This is a genomic window from Cognataquiflexum aquatile (assembly GCF_003316845.1).
GTDB classification, from domain to species: domain Bacteria; phylum Bacteroidota; class Bacteroidia; order Cytophagales; family Cyclobacteriaceae; genus Cognataquiflexum; species Cognataquiflexum aquatile.
Genome location: NZ_QMIK01000002.1, coordinates 134,572 through 151,460, shown reverse-complemented (window position 1 = coordinate 151,460; position 16,889 = coordinate 134,572). Strand labels below are relative to the sequence as shown.

Genomic DNA, 16,889 nt, shown 5'->3' with positions numbered 1-16,889 from the left:
GTCTGCCGGCTTAAATGCCCTGTACATCCGTCTTCCTACTTCCGTCTTCCGTCCCGATTGAAGAAGAATATGGGGCCGCGGGCAAAGAAGCGCATATCCATCTTTTTTTCTCAACTTTCAAAAATAACCTGAGCGGCTTGTCATATAATCTTAACTTTTTGAAACAAAGGAGTACAAATGAAAAAACACTGGCTCGAAACCATACTCAAAGAACTTCATTCCGAAGCTTACCATTGGTCGCGGCAGTGTTGCTCATTTGATGATGATCGGGCCAAGGATGTCCTGCAGCTTGTGTATCTGAAAATATTGGAAGGCAAAGCTGTCTATAAGGAAAAGTCCCAAGTCAAAACCTGGCTGTTTTCAGTGATCAGGTTTACGGCCTACGAGGAATTGAGAAAGGAAGGTAAAAACACCTCATTGGACCACCTAGCCGACATGGCTTATGAGGATGATCATCCGGAAAATGATTCCCATGAGGCTTTGCTTCAGGCGCTTCCGGAACGGCAAAAGGAAGTGTTGCTGATGGTATTCTACCACAACATGACTTTGGAGCAATGTGCCGAGGTGATGCAGTTGCATATCGGCACGGTGCGGACCCATTATGACAGGGGAAAGAAAAAATTGAAAGAGTGGATTGAAAAAACAAGAATCGAAAAGTGATGAGAAACGAATCCGATAGAGAAATTCAAAGCTTCTTTGATCAATTAAAGGAGAAGGACCTGAAGATAGATATTCCAGTTTTCCCAGAACCAACAAAACCAAGTGGCATCAATTGGTGGATTCCGTTTGGGATAGCTGCTTCTTTGGCTTTGGGGTATTTCCTTTGGCCCCAGCAAAAACAGGATTTCAATCCTCCGGCCGAGGTAATCATTATCACGCTTGAAAAAGATGAAAATGACAACCAACAAATCCTGATCGAAGAAAAGACATACCTAGAAACATGGGAATCTCCCACTTCCTCCCTTTTGACCGAATACTAAACCAACAATAAATCTTTCTGACCATGCTAAAGAATTCCCTTTTCATCCTCCTATTCCTCACCGCAAGCTTGGGCAATGCCCAAGACATGTTTCAGGAATACCTTTACTCTGCCGATGTCGTCATGAAAAACAGAGATAAAATCTCCCTTTCTGATGCCCAAGCTGAGAAAATCAAAAAAATCCACAGTACCAACGCCGCGGACTTCAGTACGCTCAAATGGGATCTGGATGCGGCCACTGAAAAGCTGAAAAAACTTCTGGCAGAATCCAAACCTGATGCGGTAGCTGTTTCCAAGCAGATGGATGTTGTTTTGGACATAGAAAATCGCTTGAAGAAAAAGCAGCTCAGTACATTGGTTGCCATAAAAAATGAGCTGACAGAAAACCAACAAGCTTCTTTGAATGGATCCAAAAATTGGATGTTATATGCTTCTCCAGCAAAGATCCCGTCTACATTTCAAAATACAAGTCCGCAGATTAGAGTTGGTACAGGACCAACACCAGGTTCCTCTATCCAAGGTCAGGTCAAAGGTGTAACTGTCACACCTGACGCCTCAGATTCATGGGTTATCAACTCAGATCCAAAGTCTAAGATTTATCTCCAAATGGATCCAAAATCTAAAGGGGATAACCCGATTTTCTACCTTAAAACAAATAATGGATTAGAAGAATTTTTTGATTTTGATAAAATCAAACCCGATGATATTCAAAGCATTGAAGTCCTGAAGGGTGAATCAGCAACCATAAGATTTGGGGAAAAAGCCAAAAACGGAGCAATCATTATTACTCTGAAAAAATAGAAACTGGAGGAGTAGGGTTATCCCTCCAAGGGTTCGAAACCCTTGGAGGGTTGATTTCCCCACCTCAAGGGTTAAGAAACCTCCAATTACTTTTGAAATTCCTTGGCAGATTTTCTTCCTTCATCCTTGCACGCAGCAGTTCGATCGGCATGTAGTTTTGGCTGATAAAGAAATCATGGAATTGCTTTTCGGTCATTTTTCCCGATGCCAACATCTCGTTTTTCAAAGCATACACCTGCAATCCCCCGATCATATACGCCAACTGGTACAGCGGTCCATAACTTCCTTCAAATGACCTCCTGACTTCTGCTTCGGCATTGGCCCGCTCATGACCGACCTTGTCTACTAGGAAGTCGATACATTGCTGTGGTGTCCATTTGCCAAGGTGGTAATTGAGCGAAAAGACGATCCTTGCCGCCCGGTGCATTCTCCAAAACAACATGCCCACTTTGTCTTCGGCATTTCTTGGGAAATTTTTGTCCCAAAGGTTAAACTCCCAATACAAAGTCCATCCCTCTACCCAAAATGGCGTATTGAACATCCTTCGGTGCGGGAAATGACGCTGATTCATGTATTGCTGCATGTGGTGTCCGGGGATCAGTTCATGCTGTACTGTTGCCCTGGAGAAATGGGGATTGTTTCCCCGCATGCTCATCATTTTGTCGGCATGCGACATTTCGGAGGTGGGATAGGAGATGATAATCGTTTCCCCACCCAAAAAGAAGGGACTGACTTTTTGCCTTTCTGCCGACATCATAGATGTCCTCCAGGTTTCTTTGGCCATCTCCGGAATGGTCATCAGGTCTCTTTCTTCTAGAAAAGTGATCGCTTCCTCTGCCATTTCGGTGACCATCTGCGGCCATTCTCCGGCAGGAACGTAGGTATTTTTGACTTTCTCCAAAGCGGCTTTCCAGTCATTTCCAAATCCCAATTCCTGCGAGGCTTTTAACATTTCGCGCTCACACCAGGCATATTGCTTTTCACCTTCTGCCAAAAGTTCTTCTGCTGTATAGGGGATCATGTTGTAAGCCAGTTCCTTTTCAATGGCTATTTTTCCCACCACTTTGCCGATGATTCCTGATCCGTCATCCTTTACCACGGTATTTTCAAAATGGTTTTTCAAAAATTCGCCATAGGCTTTTAAGCTTTTGTCCATACTAGCCATGGGTTCTTTCATCCACCATGTGAATTCCGGGTCATAATCAAAGTAAAACTTGTAACCTTCTTCTGTACTCTTTCTCATCGCCTCTACCACTTGGGAGGCAAGTTCCGCTTTTTGCCAACTGTCGTAAGGCTTGCTTTTTTTGCTTTGCTCCCATTTGTTTTTCATTGCCATTTCGACTTGGGTAAAAGTAGCCGCCAATTCCTGTGCATTGGGTTTGATGGCCATCCTTCTTGCCTGGTAGAATTTTTCCAGTGGGGCCGCAAAATCCACCACATTTTTTACGGCTTTAAATTCTTCGAAGGCAGCAGAATGAAAGTAGCTTTCCTTTTCAAGGTAATTTTTGAAAATCTGGTAGTCCAGTTTGCCATCTGCCGAATAAGAATCATAAGGCATATTCTCGAGGGCTTTCAGCCAATCAAGATACAGGCGGCCGATCCTTTCAAAATATTCATCCGAAAGTGGATTGTTATATTTTCTGTTGAGGGCAGTCCGGTCAGCCTGATAGCTCATGATGGCGGGGTAGAGTTCGGAGGCGGATACCTTCCAGAACATCAGGAATATGATTGAAATAAGGAGCAGTTTTTTCATAGGTTTTGAAAATGGATTTGTTTGCGGAATGATTTCGGGGTGGTCAGTATATATTTTTTAAAAGCCCTATTAAAGTAAGAAAGATTTTGGAATCCGGTTTGATAGGCTATCTGGGAAATTGACAGGTCGGTTTCTTGAAGGAGGTGACAGGATTTGTGGATGCGGAGTTCATTCAGGAATTCGGTATAGGTCTTACCTGTCCGCTCTTTGAAAAACCGGCAAAATGCTTCCTTGCTCATGTTTGCGGTTTCTGCTACTTCTTTGAGGCTGATGTTGCGGTGGTTCTCAGCAAGGATAAAAGCCATGACATTGCCCATGCGCTTGCCTTCAAGTTCAGAATAATCCCTGATAGGGAGCAGTCGGTTAAGTGGTAGCATTGCATGGGGTTGCTGCAAGTACCGGATCATTTCCAAGGCTGCCAGGACTTTTTCCATCCCTGTTTTTAAGGCAAATGTCCGGATGCTGTTTTTAAGGAATTCCTGATTTTCGCACCTGACCACGTAGCAACCTTTGATGGCGTTGACCCATTGTCTGAGTTCCAGAAATTCTTCTACTTCCCAGATTCCTTTACCGAGCGCCTCAAAATCAAAGAAGATCGTGTTGCTAACGGATTTGATGGAATTGGTTTTTTGGAAGTACTCCTCATCAGATCGGAAGACATGCGGCACATTTGAACCAAGCAGGTAGATATCCCCCGGTTCAAACCTCCCAAGGTAATCCCCAACCATAAGTTGGCCTTTTCCCTCCAGGATGAGGGTAAGTTGCCACTCCGGGTGTTGGTGGAGTTTGTCATAAAAGTGGCTCCCTTCATCCACTTGGAAGCGGACAAATTCCTTTTGTGATTTGGGGATTTTGAAGGGGATAACTTTGGACATACCCTGTTAGCTTATTCTTTGTCAGCTTTCTTTTTTATGAATTTACATTTGAATTCTTCACCAACCTTTCCTTGTCTTTTCGAAGGAGGAACAGCCTGTCCCGAATTCTTCGGGAACTGAGAAATCCATATTCCCATTTATAAGAAAGACTTCTCTCTACGTTCGAAGTGACAATTTGAAGCTGATTTTTTTCTCTGCCTAGATTGCAAGGGAATTGTAAAATCATGGACTTTCCAATATGGATGCTTTTTTTCCACAAAACCATATAAACCCAGGATTGAAAATCGATTATAGTGGCTCCGCCACGGCGGACAAGTATCGACTGTCGACCTTGGACTATGGACTAATTAATTTTCAATATGATATTAATTTATTTTTACCAAAATATCTAATTCAAAATCAATATGGTATTACTATTGACTAATCAAGTGTAAGTATCAAGCCATTAATCGCTTTACCTTTGGTTAAAAAAAGAAAAGAATATGAATTGGCAAGGTGTATTTCCGGCAGTGACGACCAAATTCCATCAGGATGGAAGCTTGGACATGGACATGTTTTTCAAAAACCTCGATGCGCAGCTCGAAGCCGGCGTACACGGTATCATCCTCGGAGGCACGTTGGGTGAATCCTCTGTACTTAGCTTGGAGGAAAAAATCCAGTTGACAACCGAAACGGTAAAGTATGTCAATGGCAAAGTTCCTGTGATCCTAAATATCGCAGAAGGAGCCACGCGAGATGCTATATTTTGGGCACACAAGGCAAAGGAAATGGGAGCTTCAGGTTTGATGCTTTTGCCTCCGATGCGGTATGGTTCTGACGCAAGAGAGACCGTCGCGTACTTCAAGGCGGTGGCCAACAGTACAGATTTGCCGATTATGATTTATAACAATCCCGTGGATTACAAGACTTTGGTGACCTTGGCCATGTTTGAGGAATTGACCGATTGCCCAAATATCCAAGCCGTCAAAGAATCTACAAGAGATATCTCCAATGTGACAAGGATGAGAAACCTATTTGGTGACAGGTTCAAAATCCTCTGCGGAGTTGATACTTTGGCAATGGAAGAATTGCTGATGAGTGCTGATGGATGGGTTGCCGGGTTGGTATGTGCTTTTCCAAAGGAGACTGTTGCCGTTTATAACCTCGTGAAGGCCGGAAAGACAGAAGAGGCTTTAAAAATCTACCGTTGGTTCTTACCTTTATTAGAACTCGATATCCATCCGAAGTTGGTGCAGTACATCAAGCTCGCTGAGCAGATGGCCGGTATCGGGACAGAATGGGTTCGCGCTCCAAGACTGACTTTGATCGGGGAAGAAAGGGTAAAAATCGAGAACATCATCAAGAGGGGTTTGGAACACAGACCGAAGTTGTGATCTGGGTACGAAGTACGATGTACCAAGTACGAAGTAAATGGGGTTAAAATAAGTATTCTTATGACATACTAAAACACGGCTAGAAATTTAAGAATCTAGGTGATTTAGATCAAAAAGATGTGGTAAATCGGGAATAAGTATGAGAATACTAACAGCAGTACTTTTGACGTTCTTTTTTCTTTCAAGTTGCTCTGAAATTCAGACAAACGACCCAGCCGAGGTTTACAAATATTGGTCAGGTTCAAAAAACCTAAAAGAGCTTGAATTATTAAAGGGTCAATATTGGCAATCCGCTCACTGGACAAAAGAATATATAGTTTATTTGAAATTTAGACCAACTGAAAAATGGTGGGATGAATTTACATATCAAAATAAATTAAAAATTAAGGATGAAAGTTGGACTAAACCGATTAATGCACCTAATTGGTTTAAACCGTCTAAAGGTATGATCATCTATGGTAGCGGAGATAAATTTGACCAAGGATCAAGATATTTCATAGACACATTGACCAATGAGAGCTACATTTATGAAATTCAACTTTGAAAAGACCCCTCTCTACGTTCGAAGTGACAAGGTGAAGTTTATTTGGTTTCTTGACTTTCTTTTTGAAATGAACAAGACTTTGGAAATAGGACAACAAGACAACCTGATGACCCAACAACAATTAGAACCATTACAACAATTACAACCAATTAACCAATTAACCATTAACCAAACTCCATGACCTACGACCAGATTTTTGCCAAAGCACAGGAAGCATTTTTGTTTTTTAAAAACCTTCCAGGAAAAGAGAAAGCGGCTTTTCTCCGAAAAATCGCAGATGGATTGGAGGGTGAAAAAGCCACCATTATCCCTTTGGCATCCAAAGAATCAAACCTTCCCGAAGGAAGGATTACCGGTGAACTTGGAAGGACCACAGGTCAGATCCGCTTGTTTGCAAAGTTGGTGGAGGAAGGAAGTTGGGTGGAAGCAACCATCGACCACGCAGATCCAAACCGCACTCCGGCACCAAAACCGGATATTCGAAGGTTTTTGACACCACTAGGTCCGGTCGTCGTATTTGGAGCAAGTAATTTTCCCTTGGCATTTTCTACAGCAGGAGGGGATACCGTTTCTGCCTTGGCGGCGGGTTGTCCGGTGATATACAAAGCACACCCCGCCCATCCTGAGACTTCCAAGCTTGTAGCCCAGGTCATTCATAGAGCGGTTATAGATTCGGCTTTGCCAGATGGAATATTTCAGCATGTGGAAGGTGGCGCCAAAGAAGGACAAGCCTTGGCAGTCCATCCGATTGCAAAAGCCATCGCATTTACCGGTTCACATTATGGTGGCATGGCATTGTTCAAGACAGCAAGCCAAAGGAACGAACCGATTCCTGTTTATGCCGAAATGGGTTCTGTGAATCCGATTTTTACCTTCGAGCAAAAACTTTCCAAAGACATCGCAGGAAGTGCCAAAGCATTTATCTCCTCTTTGACCCTTGGAGTGGGGCAGTTCTGTACCAATCCGGGTTTGATCTTTGTCCCAAAAAGTCTGCAAAAGGAATTTGCGGCAGCAATAAAATCCGAAATCGAGGACATAGCCGCAGCACCCATGCTGCATGAAGGCATTGCGGATGCTTATTACAATGCACTGCAATACCTGCAGGGCAGGGAAGAATTGGAATGGGTGAAAGTAGCTGCAGCCAAAGACTTGATCAAAGGCCATCCTGCCTTGGCAAAAATCAAAGCCAAGGATTGGTTGAGTGATGACAAATTCCAGCAGGAAGTTTTCGGGGCATTTGCGTTGATGGTGGTGTATGAAGGAGAGGATGATTTGCTTGCCATAGCCGAAAAACTCCACGGACAGTTGACCATCACCATTTGGGCTGAAGAAGAAGAACTCAGCGATAAACTTTTTCTGATCAATCTTCTTGAGGAGAAATGCGGCAGAATGCTGTACAAAGGCGTTCCGACCGGAGTGGAAGTGGGATATGCCATGCAACATGGAGGTCCTTATCCGTCCACCTCTGACAGCAGGAGTACTTCCGTCGGTGTCTACGCGATCAAGAGATTTGCAAGACCGATAGCTTTCCAAGACATGCCGGATATTTTATTGCCTGATGCACTGAGAGAAAGCAATCCATTGGGGATTTGGAGAACAATAGACGGAGAATTTATAAAGTAGGCAGAAAATTGTTTTTGTCAACAGTCAACAGTCCATAGTCCACAGATAGGCATATATTTAGAAATAAGGTGGTTTTATAACTTTCTAACTTTCAAAACCTTTCAACATTTCAACCCTTAATTTTCCAATTTTCCCAATCTTCCAATCTTTCAATTTCTTATGTCCTCTAGAAGTACCTTCTCCTGCATCGACGCCCATACCTGTGGCAATCCTGTCAGACTTGTTTCCGGCGGAGTACCTTTTTTGGAAGGGAAAAACATGGTCGAAAAGCGGCAGTATTTTCTTGACCATCTTGATTGGATCCGCAAAGGGCTGATGTTTGAGCCGAGGGGACATGATATGATGTCGGGCTCGATGCTTTTTCCACCCCATGATCCTGCCAATGACGTCGCGGTTTTATTTATCGAAACAAGCGGTTGCCTGCCCATGTGCGGTCACGGCACCATCGGAACTGTGACCATTGCGATAGAAGAAGGATTGATCACGCCGAAAATTCCCGGCCAACTGAGAATCGAAGCGCCTGCAGGATTGGTAAGGGTGAGCTATGTGAAGGAAGGCAAAAAAGTCAAATCTGTCAAACTGACCAACATTGCTTCTTACCTTGCCGCCACAGACATTGAGGTGAATTGTGATGACTTGGGTACGCTCAAAGTAGATGTGGCTTATGGGGGGAATTTCTACGCCATTGTCGATCCACAGGAAAATTTCTCAGGAATCCAAAATTACCGTGCCGAGCAACTCATCATGTGGAGCCGGGAAATCCGCAAAAAGATCAACGCTTCCCACCAATTTGTACACCCTGAGCATCCATCTATCCGTGGGCTTTCGCATTTGCTTTGGACGGGCGAACCTATAGATCCGACATCCACTGCCAGAAATGCCGTTTTCTACGGCGACAAAGCCATCGACCGCTCACCCTGCGGGACAGGCACTTCGGCTAGGATGGCACAGTGGCATGCCAAAGGTTTGTTGAAAAAAGGGGATGAATTTATCCATGAGAGTTTTATCGGTTCCAAATTTACAGGCAGGATAGAAGAGGAGACTTCCGTCGGGGACTTTCCGGCCATCGTTCCCAGCATCGAAGGTTGGGCAGTGGTGACAGGCTATAATACCATTTTCCTGGACGACGAAGACCCTTACGTGCATGGATTTCAGGTAATTTAGGGGAAGCGAGAGAGAGTACAAAGTATCAAGTACCAAGAACAAAGTATTAAGAACATAAAAGCCCATCTTTACAATTTTGAAATTTTCCAATCTTTCAATTTTCCAATTCTCCCATACCCAACCAGAATTCAGTCTCATGTCTCAAGTCTCCCCTCTCACGTCTTAAAAAATGAAACCAACCATCATCATCGGCGGCGGGATCGTCGGACTGTTTACTGCGTATTTCCTTCAAAAATCAGGTACAGAAGTCATCATCATCGACAAAGGTGACATGCAGGTCAACTGCTCCACCGGCAATGCCGGGATGATCGTGCCGAGCCACATCATTCCGTTAGCCGCTCCGGGCATGATCAGCAAGGGGATTTCCTGGATGTTTTCATCCAAAAGTCCTTTCTATATCCATCCTAGATTTGACCGGAAGCTCTTGCAATGGTCTTGGTTGTTTTACCAATCCGCCAACAAATCCCATGTTGAGAAAAGTATCCCCTACCTGAAAAATCTCAGTCTGATGAGCAAAGCGCTGTACCAACAGTTCAAGGCTGAGCACATCGAGTCAAACTTGGGCTTGGTAGAAAAGGGTTTGATGATGCTTTATCAAACTGCCGAGGTAGAAAAGGAAGAGATTGAATTTGCCCATTTGGCGCAGAAACATGGTTTGGCGGCAGAAATCCTCAGCCCCAAGGATATCCGTAATATCGAACCCAACCTTGAGGTAAAAGCCCGCGGGGCAGTTTTATTTCCCGGTGATGCCCACCTTTCTCCTGCTGCTTTGTATGGTTTTTTGAAAAAACATTTGGAAGAAAATGGTGTGCAGTTCAAAAACCAAGTGACAGTCACCGGATTTGAAACAAAATCCGACAAAGTCATCGGCGTATTGACTTCGGAGGGAAAAATCGAAGGGGATAAGTTTGTGCTTTGCGGAGGCGCTTGGTCTTCCGAATTGGCTAAGATGTTGGCTTTTTCACTTCCCATGATGGGCGGAAAAGGATACAGTTTTATCCAGGACAACAAGCCTGAAATCAAACAGGCGAGCATTTTGACAGAGATGAAAGTTGCCGTCAGCCCCTATGGCAAACAGATCCGATTTGGTGGCACGATGGAAATCGCCGGCACAGACGAATCCATCAACATCAACCGGGTCAAGGGAATCTTCGAATCCATCAACCGGTATTATCCGGATTTCCAATCCAAATTTCCCGAAACCGATGAGATCTGGAAGGGCTTGAGACCCTGTTCACCAGATGGTTTGCCTTATATCGGTTTTGCGCCAAATTGGAAGAATGTCCTTGTCGGCAGCGGTCATTCCATGATGGGAATCAGCTTGGCACCCGCGACAGGAAAAATCCTCGCAGAACTCCATGCCCAAAAATCCCCAAGTATGGAATTGGCAGGGTTTAAGGTGGATAGGTTTTGAGCTCAAGCCTATGTGTGGATTGGATCATTAACTAAAAGAGTTTAAGTTTAGGTATTAAAAAAATAACAACAATATTGTTGAGACCAGCCCGATTTGGGTAGATATTAATAAGTCTTGTTGATATACAATTGTTGGTAGAAAGTTTTTTGGGAAAAAGGATGAACAAGAAATTACTTCCATTTTGGATTCTTTTTGCAGGGATAAACATATTCCTATCAATTAAATTTTACCATGGGGCAAATCAAGAACTCGGACTCATCTACGCGTTAACAGGACTCTTTGGAATAGTGATGATTTTTGAAATCATTAGGAAACATAAAGACTTTAAACTAACGGGAGACAATTTAATTATTCGACAAATGTTAAGACCCGAGAGAAAATTGAACTTAGGACAGCTACAGAGTTGGACTGAAAACAACTTCTATTTCCACGGACAAGTGAACAGAAAATTGATTTTAAAGACTAGAGACAGTGATAAATTAACTTATCAGACAAAGACGACTTGACTGAGTTTGAGCGACTCTTTCATTATTTGAGAGTGAATCATTTGAAGATTCGCGAATAAAAATCAGCTGCCAATATTTTTCTTATGCCAGCTGCGGGTGGCGTGAGATTAAGACTAAAGGGAGAAAGGGATGTTTACGAAGATTTGGGGGCTACGCCCTTGAAAACAACTGAGATATTGCTCTTCAATTTTCCCATTTGATGGATATCCCTATGGATTTCAAATCAAAAACAATTCTGATTGACAAAGAGGGCGTAGCCCTCTAATCTTCGTAATAAACAATATCAATAAAGGACCCAAGAGGGGCGTAGCCCTGAAATCTTAAAGCCTAAAGCAAATACGAATGAATGATAGATCTCAGGGCTACGCCCCTTTCGTTCACATATCATATCAATTAGCTACGAAGATTTGGGGGCTACGCCCCTTTAAAAGAATCGGGATAACTGCGCTTCGATCTTCCCATTTGATTAATATCCCAATGAATTTTAAATCAGATCATTTAAGATTGACAAAGGGGGCGTAGCCCTCTAATCTTCGTAATAACCAACACCAACAGCTTACCCAACAGGGGCGTAGCCCTGAAATCTGAAAAACCTATGGCAAATACATACACCCAATTATATATTCAATTCGTTTTTTCAGTTCAGGGTCGCCATAACTTCATCAAAGAACATTTCAGAGATGAATTAGAAAAAGTGATGTGTGGGATTGTTACCAATCACAAATGCAAAGCTTATGCTATTTATGCCAATCCTGACCATACACATATTTTTGTCGGGATGCATCCGACAGTTTCACCCTCTAAGTTGATGGAGGAAGTCAAATCGGGTTCATCCAAATGGCTAAATGAAAAGAAATATGTACCATCCAAATTTTCATGGCAAGATGGTTTTGGGGCTTTTACGTATTCCAAATCGCATATCGATAACGTTGTGAAATATGTTTTGAACCAACCCGAACGCCATAAAAAGCAATCTTTCCGAGAAGAGTACCTGTTGCTTCTAAAGAAATTTGAAATAGATTTTGACCATAAATATTTGTTTGAATGGTATGAATGATAGATATCAGGCTACGCCCCTTTCGTCCTTATGCCATTTCAATTTGCTACGAAGATTTGGGGGCTACGCCCCACTATATCTTTCGAAAAAAGAGATAAGAATCGGATAACCACTTAATCTACGCCTCAAAAACCTGATCTTCTGCATCGATAATAATCCTGATAAACCGGATGATAGTGTCTAATTCCTCCCATGAAAAACCAAGATTTCCCTGTGAGTGGGCAAGTGCATCGCGCAACTGACCGATGTCATTCATCATCTTGACAAAGCGGTCTCTGCTATACTCCGGATCAAATTTTTTGAAGCGCTGATTTTTGGAAAAGATAGAACCCAAGTCACCAAACTGCAGACATTGCACCAAATCAATTTCTTCTTTCCGTCCTTTTTTCCAATCATAGAGTGATCGGGCGCTATTGAGCCGGTTTTCGGAAATGCTTTGCTCCCAATGCGGCAGGTATTTGCGGATCAGTTCTTTCAGGTGGGTTTCCAACAGGCTGATCATTCCAAAAAACCCGATCCTGAGCGGAATCTTGTCGAGGTCAGTCCGGGTGACGATGTGCGCGATCCTTCCATCTTCTTCAATGAAATACCGCCTTTTGTCGATCAGCATTCTGAAGGCAATCAACAGCGGAGTTTCAGATGGCATGATGTCTTCCTCAGGGATTGGAACCGGAGATGCATCACCGATATCGAATTTCATCAATATCCCACCGACATCCACCACGGCCGATTGGAAATTCCGTTTTTCCATTTCTTCCCTGTAACTGTTTTGGTCAAAAACCAGCAGGTTTTCTGCAATGGGCATGACATTGATCTGTTCTTCAAAAAGCAATCGGAGGCGGTCCAAAGAATTCATAGGCTTGGTGGAAAGTTTTTGTGAAAATATAAAAATAGCTTTTATATTGACCGAAACATTAGGTAGCAAAACCAATTATTTTATGTCAGCAATGGAATTGGGAATCGGGAGTCAAGTCAGACATCCAAAATTTGGAAAAGGCGTGGTCGTGGAGGCAGACGCCTCCTATTACAAGATTTATTTTAACTTTATCGCGGAGGTCAAAACCATCGCAAGGGACTTTCAGCATTTTGAACTCATCGAAAAGAAAGAAGCAGAACCGATCGCGTTTAGCCTTGCGGATATCGAAAGGGCAGTAGAAAACGCCATCAAAAAAATCCCGCCTGTGGAAACTTTGCCAAAAGTCAGCATGGCCCAAAAGTGGCTCAAAGGCAACATGATTCTCAATCCCTACAATCCCGAACTGAGCAACAAGGAAGTTCCGATTGCGACATTTTTTCACAAGATCGTCATGGTCAGGGAGCGACTCCGCGTCCTTGAGCAAAATATCAATAACCACGAGAAGCTCGACGATCAGGACAGAATTGCCCTGCAGCAATACATTACGCGCGCCTACGGTTCACTGACCACTTTCAATGTACTCTTTGCCGATAAGGAGGATTACTTCAAAGGGTCGGGGAAGGAGGATTGATTTGGTTTGAAGGTTTCAATGTTGAAAAAGTTTCAAAGTTGGGAATTGGGTAAGAAGTTGAAGGTTTGAGGTGAAAGGCAGGAGGATCGAAGTTTTGGAGATAATTAATATGGAAAGATGCGGATCGTCTTAATGACTTTTTAAAATTGATTTTGTGAAATGTGAAAAATGAAGAGTTCGATTCGAGGTATTCTGTTATTGAAAACACATTTTTTTTATATTTGATTAAATCGAAGAGGTATGTTGACAAAAACTATAGTTAAAAAGCAATTGGAAAAACTGCCTGAAGAGTTTTCTTTGGATGAATTGGTAGGACAATTGATTTTGATCCAAAAAGTTGAAAAAGGCTTGTTGGACTCCAATGAGGGAAGATTTATTTCTGAAGAAGAACTCGAAAAGGAAATCGACAAATGGTTCGAATAAATTGGACCGCACAAGCGGTTATTGATTTGAAGGAAATTGCGGAATATATAAGCAAAGACTCAAAAAAGTATGCCTCGCTTCAAATCCAAAGAATTAAGAATAGAACGCAAATCCTTAAGACAAACTCATATTCTGGTCAGATTTTAGAATTCTTCGGCAAGAAAGAAATTAGACAGCTTGTTGAAGGAAATTATTTAATAATTTATAGAATTGTTGATGAATCAAGGATAGATATCCTGACAATTCACCATTTAGCTAGAGATCTGGGAAAAAGGATTGATATTTTTACTCCAATAGTTTAGTAGGAAGAGCCATGGATACTAAAATGGAATTGTCAAGCGATCAGTGCGAAGTACTTTTCAGAACGTTGAAATCCAGGTTTGAGAAAAACAAAAACCGTCACCAAGGCTTGGAATGGGCTTCGGTCCAGGCCAAATTGGAATTCCATCTCAATGGCAAAGGAAGCCTAGAAAAGCTTTGGTCACTGTACCAAATGGAAATCACAGGCGGAGAACCTGATGTGGTCGGCTTCGATGACAACACCGGAGAATTTATTTTTTATGACTGTTCGGCAGAAAGCCCAAAAGGCCGCAGAAGTATTTGCTTTGACCGGGAAGGCCTTGAGTCAAGGAAAGATTTCCCCCCTGCAAACAATGCCGTCGACATGGCTGCTGAAATGGGTATTGACATCCTGACTGAATCCGAATACCGGGAATTGCAACAATTGGGAGAATTCGATACCAAAACCTCAAGTTGGATCCAAACACCCGATGCCATCCGGAAACTTGGGGGAGCTCTTTTTTGCGACCGTCGCTACAACCATGTCTTTACCTATCATAATGGAGCCCAATCTTATTATGGTGTACGGGCATTCCGCGGGATGCTTCGGATCTGATTTCAATCTTCCAAAATGTATTTTCAGGTACTTGTTTTGGATCAATGATTTCCCATGAGTTATAAAAATCAGATTTATAACTCATAAAAGGCTGGTTTTTGAGTTATAAAAGTTTCCCACCTATTCAATTTCTATCTAAATCAATATTCCCAAGAGATTTTATAAAAAAAATAGCTACCCGATCTCTCAGGTAGCTATTTCAATTTTATGACTATCCACAGTGGACTGTCGACTATGGACTGTGGACAATTATCACTTCTTCCAGCTTGCTTTTCCGCCTTTTGCAGAGTCCACGTTGATGCTGTAGCTGCTGTTGCCGGAGACGATCCATCTCACTTTTACCGCACCCATTCCCGGAATATTGTCGACAGAGATTTTTTCAGGATTTGTCTTTTGCTCGGAAAGTCTGTTGAAGTCCTCATTGTCCACCACAAATCCCGCCACTACTTTGGCGCCGGTGATGCTCACATAATCAGGCCTTTCGATTTTGTATTTCAGATCTTGGCTGGAGTGGGTTGGGATCAACCTTTCGTTGTAAATCGTCGCTGTAACTGCTTTTAATCCTCCTCCAAGGTCTTCTTCTTTGACATCCATCACGCTGAGTTTTGGAGTGTGGTAGCCGTGGAGGATGGTGAAGGCGGCATTTCTATGGGCATCCTGCTCCAACAGGAATCCCGGGTGCAGACGGCCAAAGTTTTTCTTGAATCCACCGACTTCGATTTTGCCATATTGAGGGTGGTCATATTCTGCCCAGTTGACAAATGCATCCCCGAATGTCAGGTAAGTGTCTACCATCATTTGCTCATCTTGATTGCCTCTTCCTGCATTTTTGTGCACATAGAGATAAGATGTCATCAATTCATTGGAATAGGTGAAAATTCCCCTTCCGCCATAGAACCAGTCCAACTGACCGCCAAATACGGAGTAAAGGTCTTTGTACACCACCAGGTATTTGTAACCCGGCATGAATTCCTCTCCTTTTTTGGCAATAGCATCATAGATGCGAATGTCAGTTTGGTTGTATGTTCCCAAGTCTTCTTCCGCACCCGGACCTCTGAGGATCATGCCACCATAGTTGTGGTAGCTTTGCGCTGCTGCAATGTTGGGATGCTTCATCACATATTCCATCACGGCTTTGTTTTCAGGCACGCTGAACGGGTATTTCCATGCACCTCGCTGTACATAATCAGGCTGCCAGTTCCATCCCCAATCACGGTTAGGGTCATAATACCCGATGGCATCGTCGTTGATTTCACCGTCACCATCATTGTCTATGCCTTCAAAACCCAACATTTCATATTCTCCTTTTTGATCAGGAGCGACCATGATGAGTTTTCTCGGATCCATTTGATCTTTTACAAATCGTCCGGTAGGTGATTTTCTGATCATCATCGTGATATGACCGTCTTTGTTGATGTCGTCAAAAGGATCCTCACCGATCACCCCGTCGCCGTCATCATCCATATTCATCATGCCTGATCGCGGAGAATTCAGCGTGTTTGGTTCCTTGATAAAGTTATCGTGCGCATCCGGATTGATGGTAGGCGCGATGTAGAATGTTTTGTCTTTGAGCAATTGGGTGATGAATTCCAGTTCGCCGTACATTTCAGAAAGGTACCAAGCGGTGTAAAGGGTAAATTCAGTTCCCTGTATCTCGTTGGAGTGGATGTTGCCATCGATCCACATGCCCGGCTTGTCCTCAGCTTTGCCGGCTTTGAAGTCGGTGACGATCAGCACCCAAATGTCATTTCCTTGGAAAGACTTGCCGATGCTTTCGAGCTTCACCAGATCGGGATGCTTTTTGGCCATGTCCTTCATGATTTCCTCCAAAGCAAGGTTAGTATGATACCTGTTCCAGGAAACGGGAACTTTGGGATTGTGCGGAGTACCGATGGCGCGGAAATATTTTTCCTGTGCGTTGGTCTCCTGAATGCCTGCAAAACCGATTGCCAGTCCTAAGGCAGTTGTATATATCCAGTTTTTGAATTTCATTTT

General features: G+C 43.2%; 17 protein-coding genes. 13 read left to right on the top strand and 4 right to left on the bottom strand.

Annotated elements, in window-relative coordinates:
* Positions 1-177: 177 nt before the first annotated feature.
* Genes DQW11_RS07105 through DQW11_RS07095 form a run of 3 tightly spaced genes read left to right on the top strand, consistent with a single transcriptional unit; the run spans position 178 to position 1,780 of the window.
* Positions 178-660 carry an RNA polymerase sigma factor gene (locus tag DQW11_RS07105; RefSeq protein WP_113923370.1) on the top strand — a complete coding sequence of 161 codons (483 nt, stop codon included), beginning with the start codon at positions 178-180 and terminating at the stop codon, positions 658-660.
* A complete protein-coding gene (locus tag DQW11_RS07100; protein WP_113923369.1) occupies positions 660-980 on the top strand; it encodes a hypothetical protein in 321 nt (106 codons plus the stop codon). Before DQW11_RS07105 ends, DQW11_RS07100 begins: the two co-directional genes overlap by 1 nt.
* A gap of 23 nt (positions 981-1,003) precedes the next feature.
* Positions 1,004-1,780 (top strand): Spy/CpxP family protein refolding chaperone, encoded by a 777-nt coding sequence (locus DQW11_RS07095; protein WP_113923368.1) that lies wholly within the window; start codon positions 1,004-1,006, stop codon positions 1,778-1,780.
* Between the two features lie 64 nt (positions 1,781-1,844).
* Here DQW11_RS07095 and DQW11_RS07090 read toward each other — a convergent pair whose 3' ends face one another.
* Positions 1,845-3,533 carry a DUF885 family protein gene (locus DQW11_RS07090; protein ID WP_113923367.1) on the bottom strand — a complete coding sequence of 563 codons (1,689 nt, stop codon included), beginning with the start codon at positions 3,531-3,533 and terminating at the stop codon, positions 1,845-1,847.
* On the bottom strand, positions 3,530-4,408 hold the full coding sequence (locus DQW11_RS07085) for an AraC family transcriptional regulator (RefSeq protein WP_113923366.1): 879 nt from the start codon (positions 4,406-4,408) through the stop codon (positions 3,530-3,532). The genes DQW11_RS07090 and DQW11_RS07085 overlap by 4 nt, the downstream gene beginning before the upstream one ends.
* 482 nt (positions 4,409-4,890) lie before the next feature.
* On the opposite strand from DQW11_RS07085, the gene DQW11_RS07075 reads away from it, so the two are divergent.
* The 6 genes from DQW11_RS07075 (at position 4,891) to tnpA (ending at position 12,089) form a co-directional block, all read left to right on the top strand.
* Positions 4,891-5,781 carry a dihydrodipicolinate synthase family protein gene (locus tag DQW11_RS07075; protein ID WP_113923364.1) on the top strand — a complete coding sequence of 297 codons (891 nt, stop codon included), beginning with the start codon at positions 4,891-4,893 and terminating at the stop codon, positions 5,779-5,781.
* 139 nt (positions 5,782-5,920) lie between these two features.
* Positions 5,921-6,325, top strand: coding sequence for a hypothetical protein (locus DQW11_RS07070; RefSeq protein WP_113923363.1), 405 nt, complete (start codon positions 5,921-5,923; stop codon positions 6,323-6,325).
* Positions 6,326-6,502: 177 nt separating this feature from the next.
* A complete protein-coding gene (locus tag DQW11_RS07060; protein WP_113923361.1) occupies positions 6,503-7,948 on the top strand; it encodes an aldehyde dehydrogenase (NADP(+)) in 1,446 nt (481 codons plus the stop codon).
* Positions 7,949-8,107: 159 nt separating this feature from the next.
* The gene (locus DQW11_RS07055) at positions 8,108-9,112 is read left to right on the top strand and encodes a 4-hydroxyproline epimerase (protein WP_113923360.1); all 1,005 of its coding nucleotides are present in this window, start codon (positions 8,108-8,110) and stop codon (positions 9,110-9,112) included.
* Positions 9,113-9,281: 169 nt separating this feature from the next.
* Entirely contained in the window at positions 9,282-10,526 is a 1,245-nt protein-coding gene (locus tag DQW11_RS07050) for an NAD(P)/FAD-dependent oxidoreductase (RefSeq protein ID WP_113923359.1), read from the top strand.
* 1,101 nt (positions 10,527-11,627) lie between these two features.
* Positions 11,628-12,089 carry an IS200/IS605 family transposase gene (gene tnpA, locus DQW11_RS07040; protein ID WP_113923357.1) on the top strand — a complete coding sequence of 154 codons (462 nt, stop codon included), beginning with the start codon at positions 11,628-11,630 and terminating at the stop codon, positions 12,087-12,089.
* 118 nt (positions 12,090-12,207) lie between these two features.
* Here the strand turns inward: tnpA and DQW11_RS07035 are convergent, their stop codons facing one another.
* Positions 12,208-12,945: a CBS domain-containing protein gene (locus DQW11_RS07035; RefSeq protein ID WP_113923356.1), complete on the bottom strand. Its 738-nt coding sequence runs from the start codon at positions 12,943-12,945 to the stop codon at positions 12,208-12,210.
* Between the two features lie 82 nt (positions 12,946-13,027).
* On the opposite strand from DQW11_RS07035, the gene DQW11_RS07030 reads away from it, so the two are divergent.
* From DQW11_RS07030 to DQW11_RS07015, 4 genes are all read left to right on the top strand, one after another.
* On the top strand, positions 13,028-13,576 hold the full coding sequence (locus tag DQW11_RS07030) for a hypothetical protein (RefSeq protein ID WP_113923700.1): 549 nt from the start codon (positions 13,028-13,030) through the stop codon (positions 13,574-13,576).
* 240 nt (positions 13,577-13,816) lie between these two features.
* Positions 13,817-13,999, top strand: a complete 183-nt coding sequence (locus DQW11_RS07025; protein WP_113923355.1) for a hypothetical protein — start codon at positions 13,817-13,819, stop codon at positions 13,997-13,999.
* Between the two features lie 26 nt (positions 14,000-14,025).
* Positions 14,026-14,301 (top strand): type II toxin-antitoxin system RelE/ParE family toxin, encoded by a 276-nt coding sequence (locus DQW11_RS07020; RefSeq protein WP_198669860.1) that lies wholly within the window; start codon positions 14,026-14,028, stop codon positions 14,299-14,301.
* A gap of 11 nt (positions 14,302-14,312) precedes the next feature.
* Complete coding sequence (locus DQW11_RS07015; RefSeq protein WP_113923353.1) at positions 14,313-14,894, top strand: DUF4256 domain-containing protein; 582 nt, start codon at positions 14,313-14,315, stop codon at positions 14,892-14,894.
* Between the two features lie 252 nt (positions 14,895-15,146).
* On the opposite strand, the gene DQW11_RS07010 is transcribed toward DQW11_RS07015, so the two are convergent.
* Positions 15,147-16,886 carry a M14 family metallopeptidase gene (locus tag DQW11_RS07010; protein WP_113923352.1) on the bottom strand — a complete coding sequence of 580 codons (1,740 nt, stop codon included), beginning with the start codon at positions 16,884-16,886 and terminating at the stop codon, positions 15,147-15,149.
* Between the last annotated feature and the right edge of the window lie 3 nt (positions 16,887-16,889).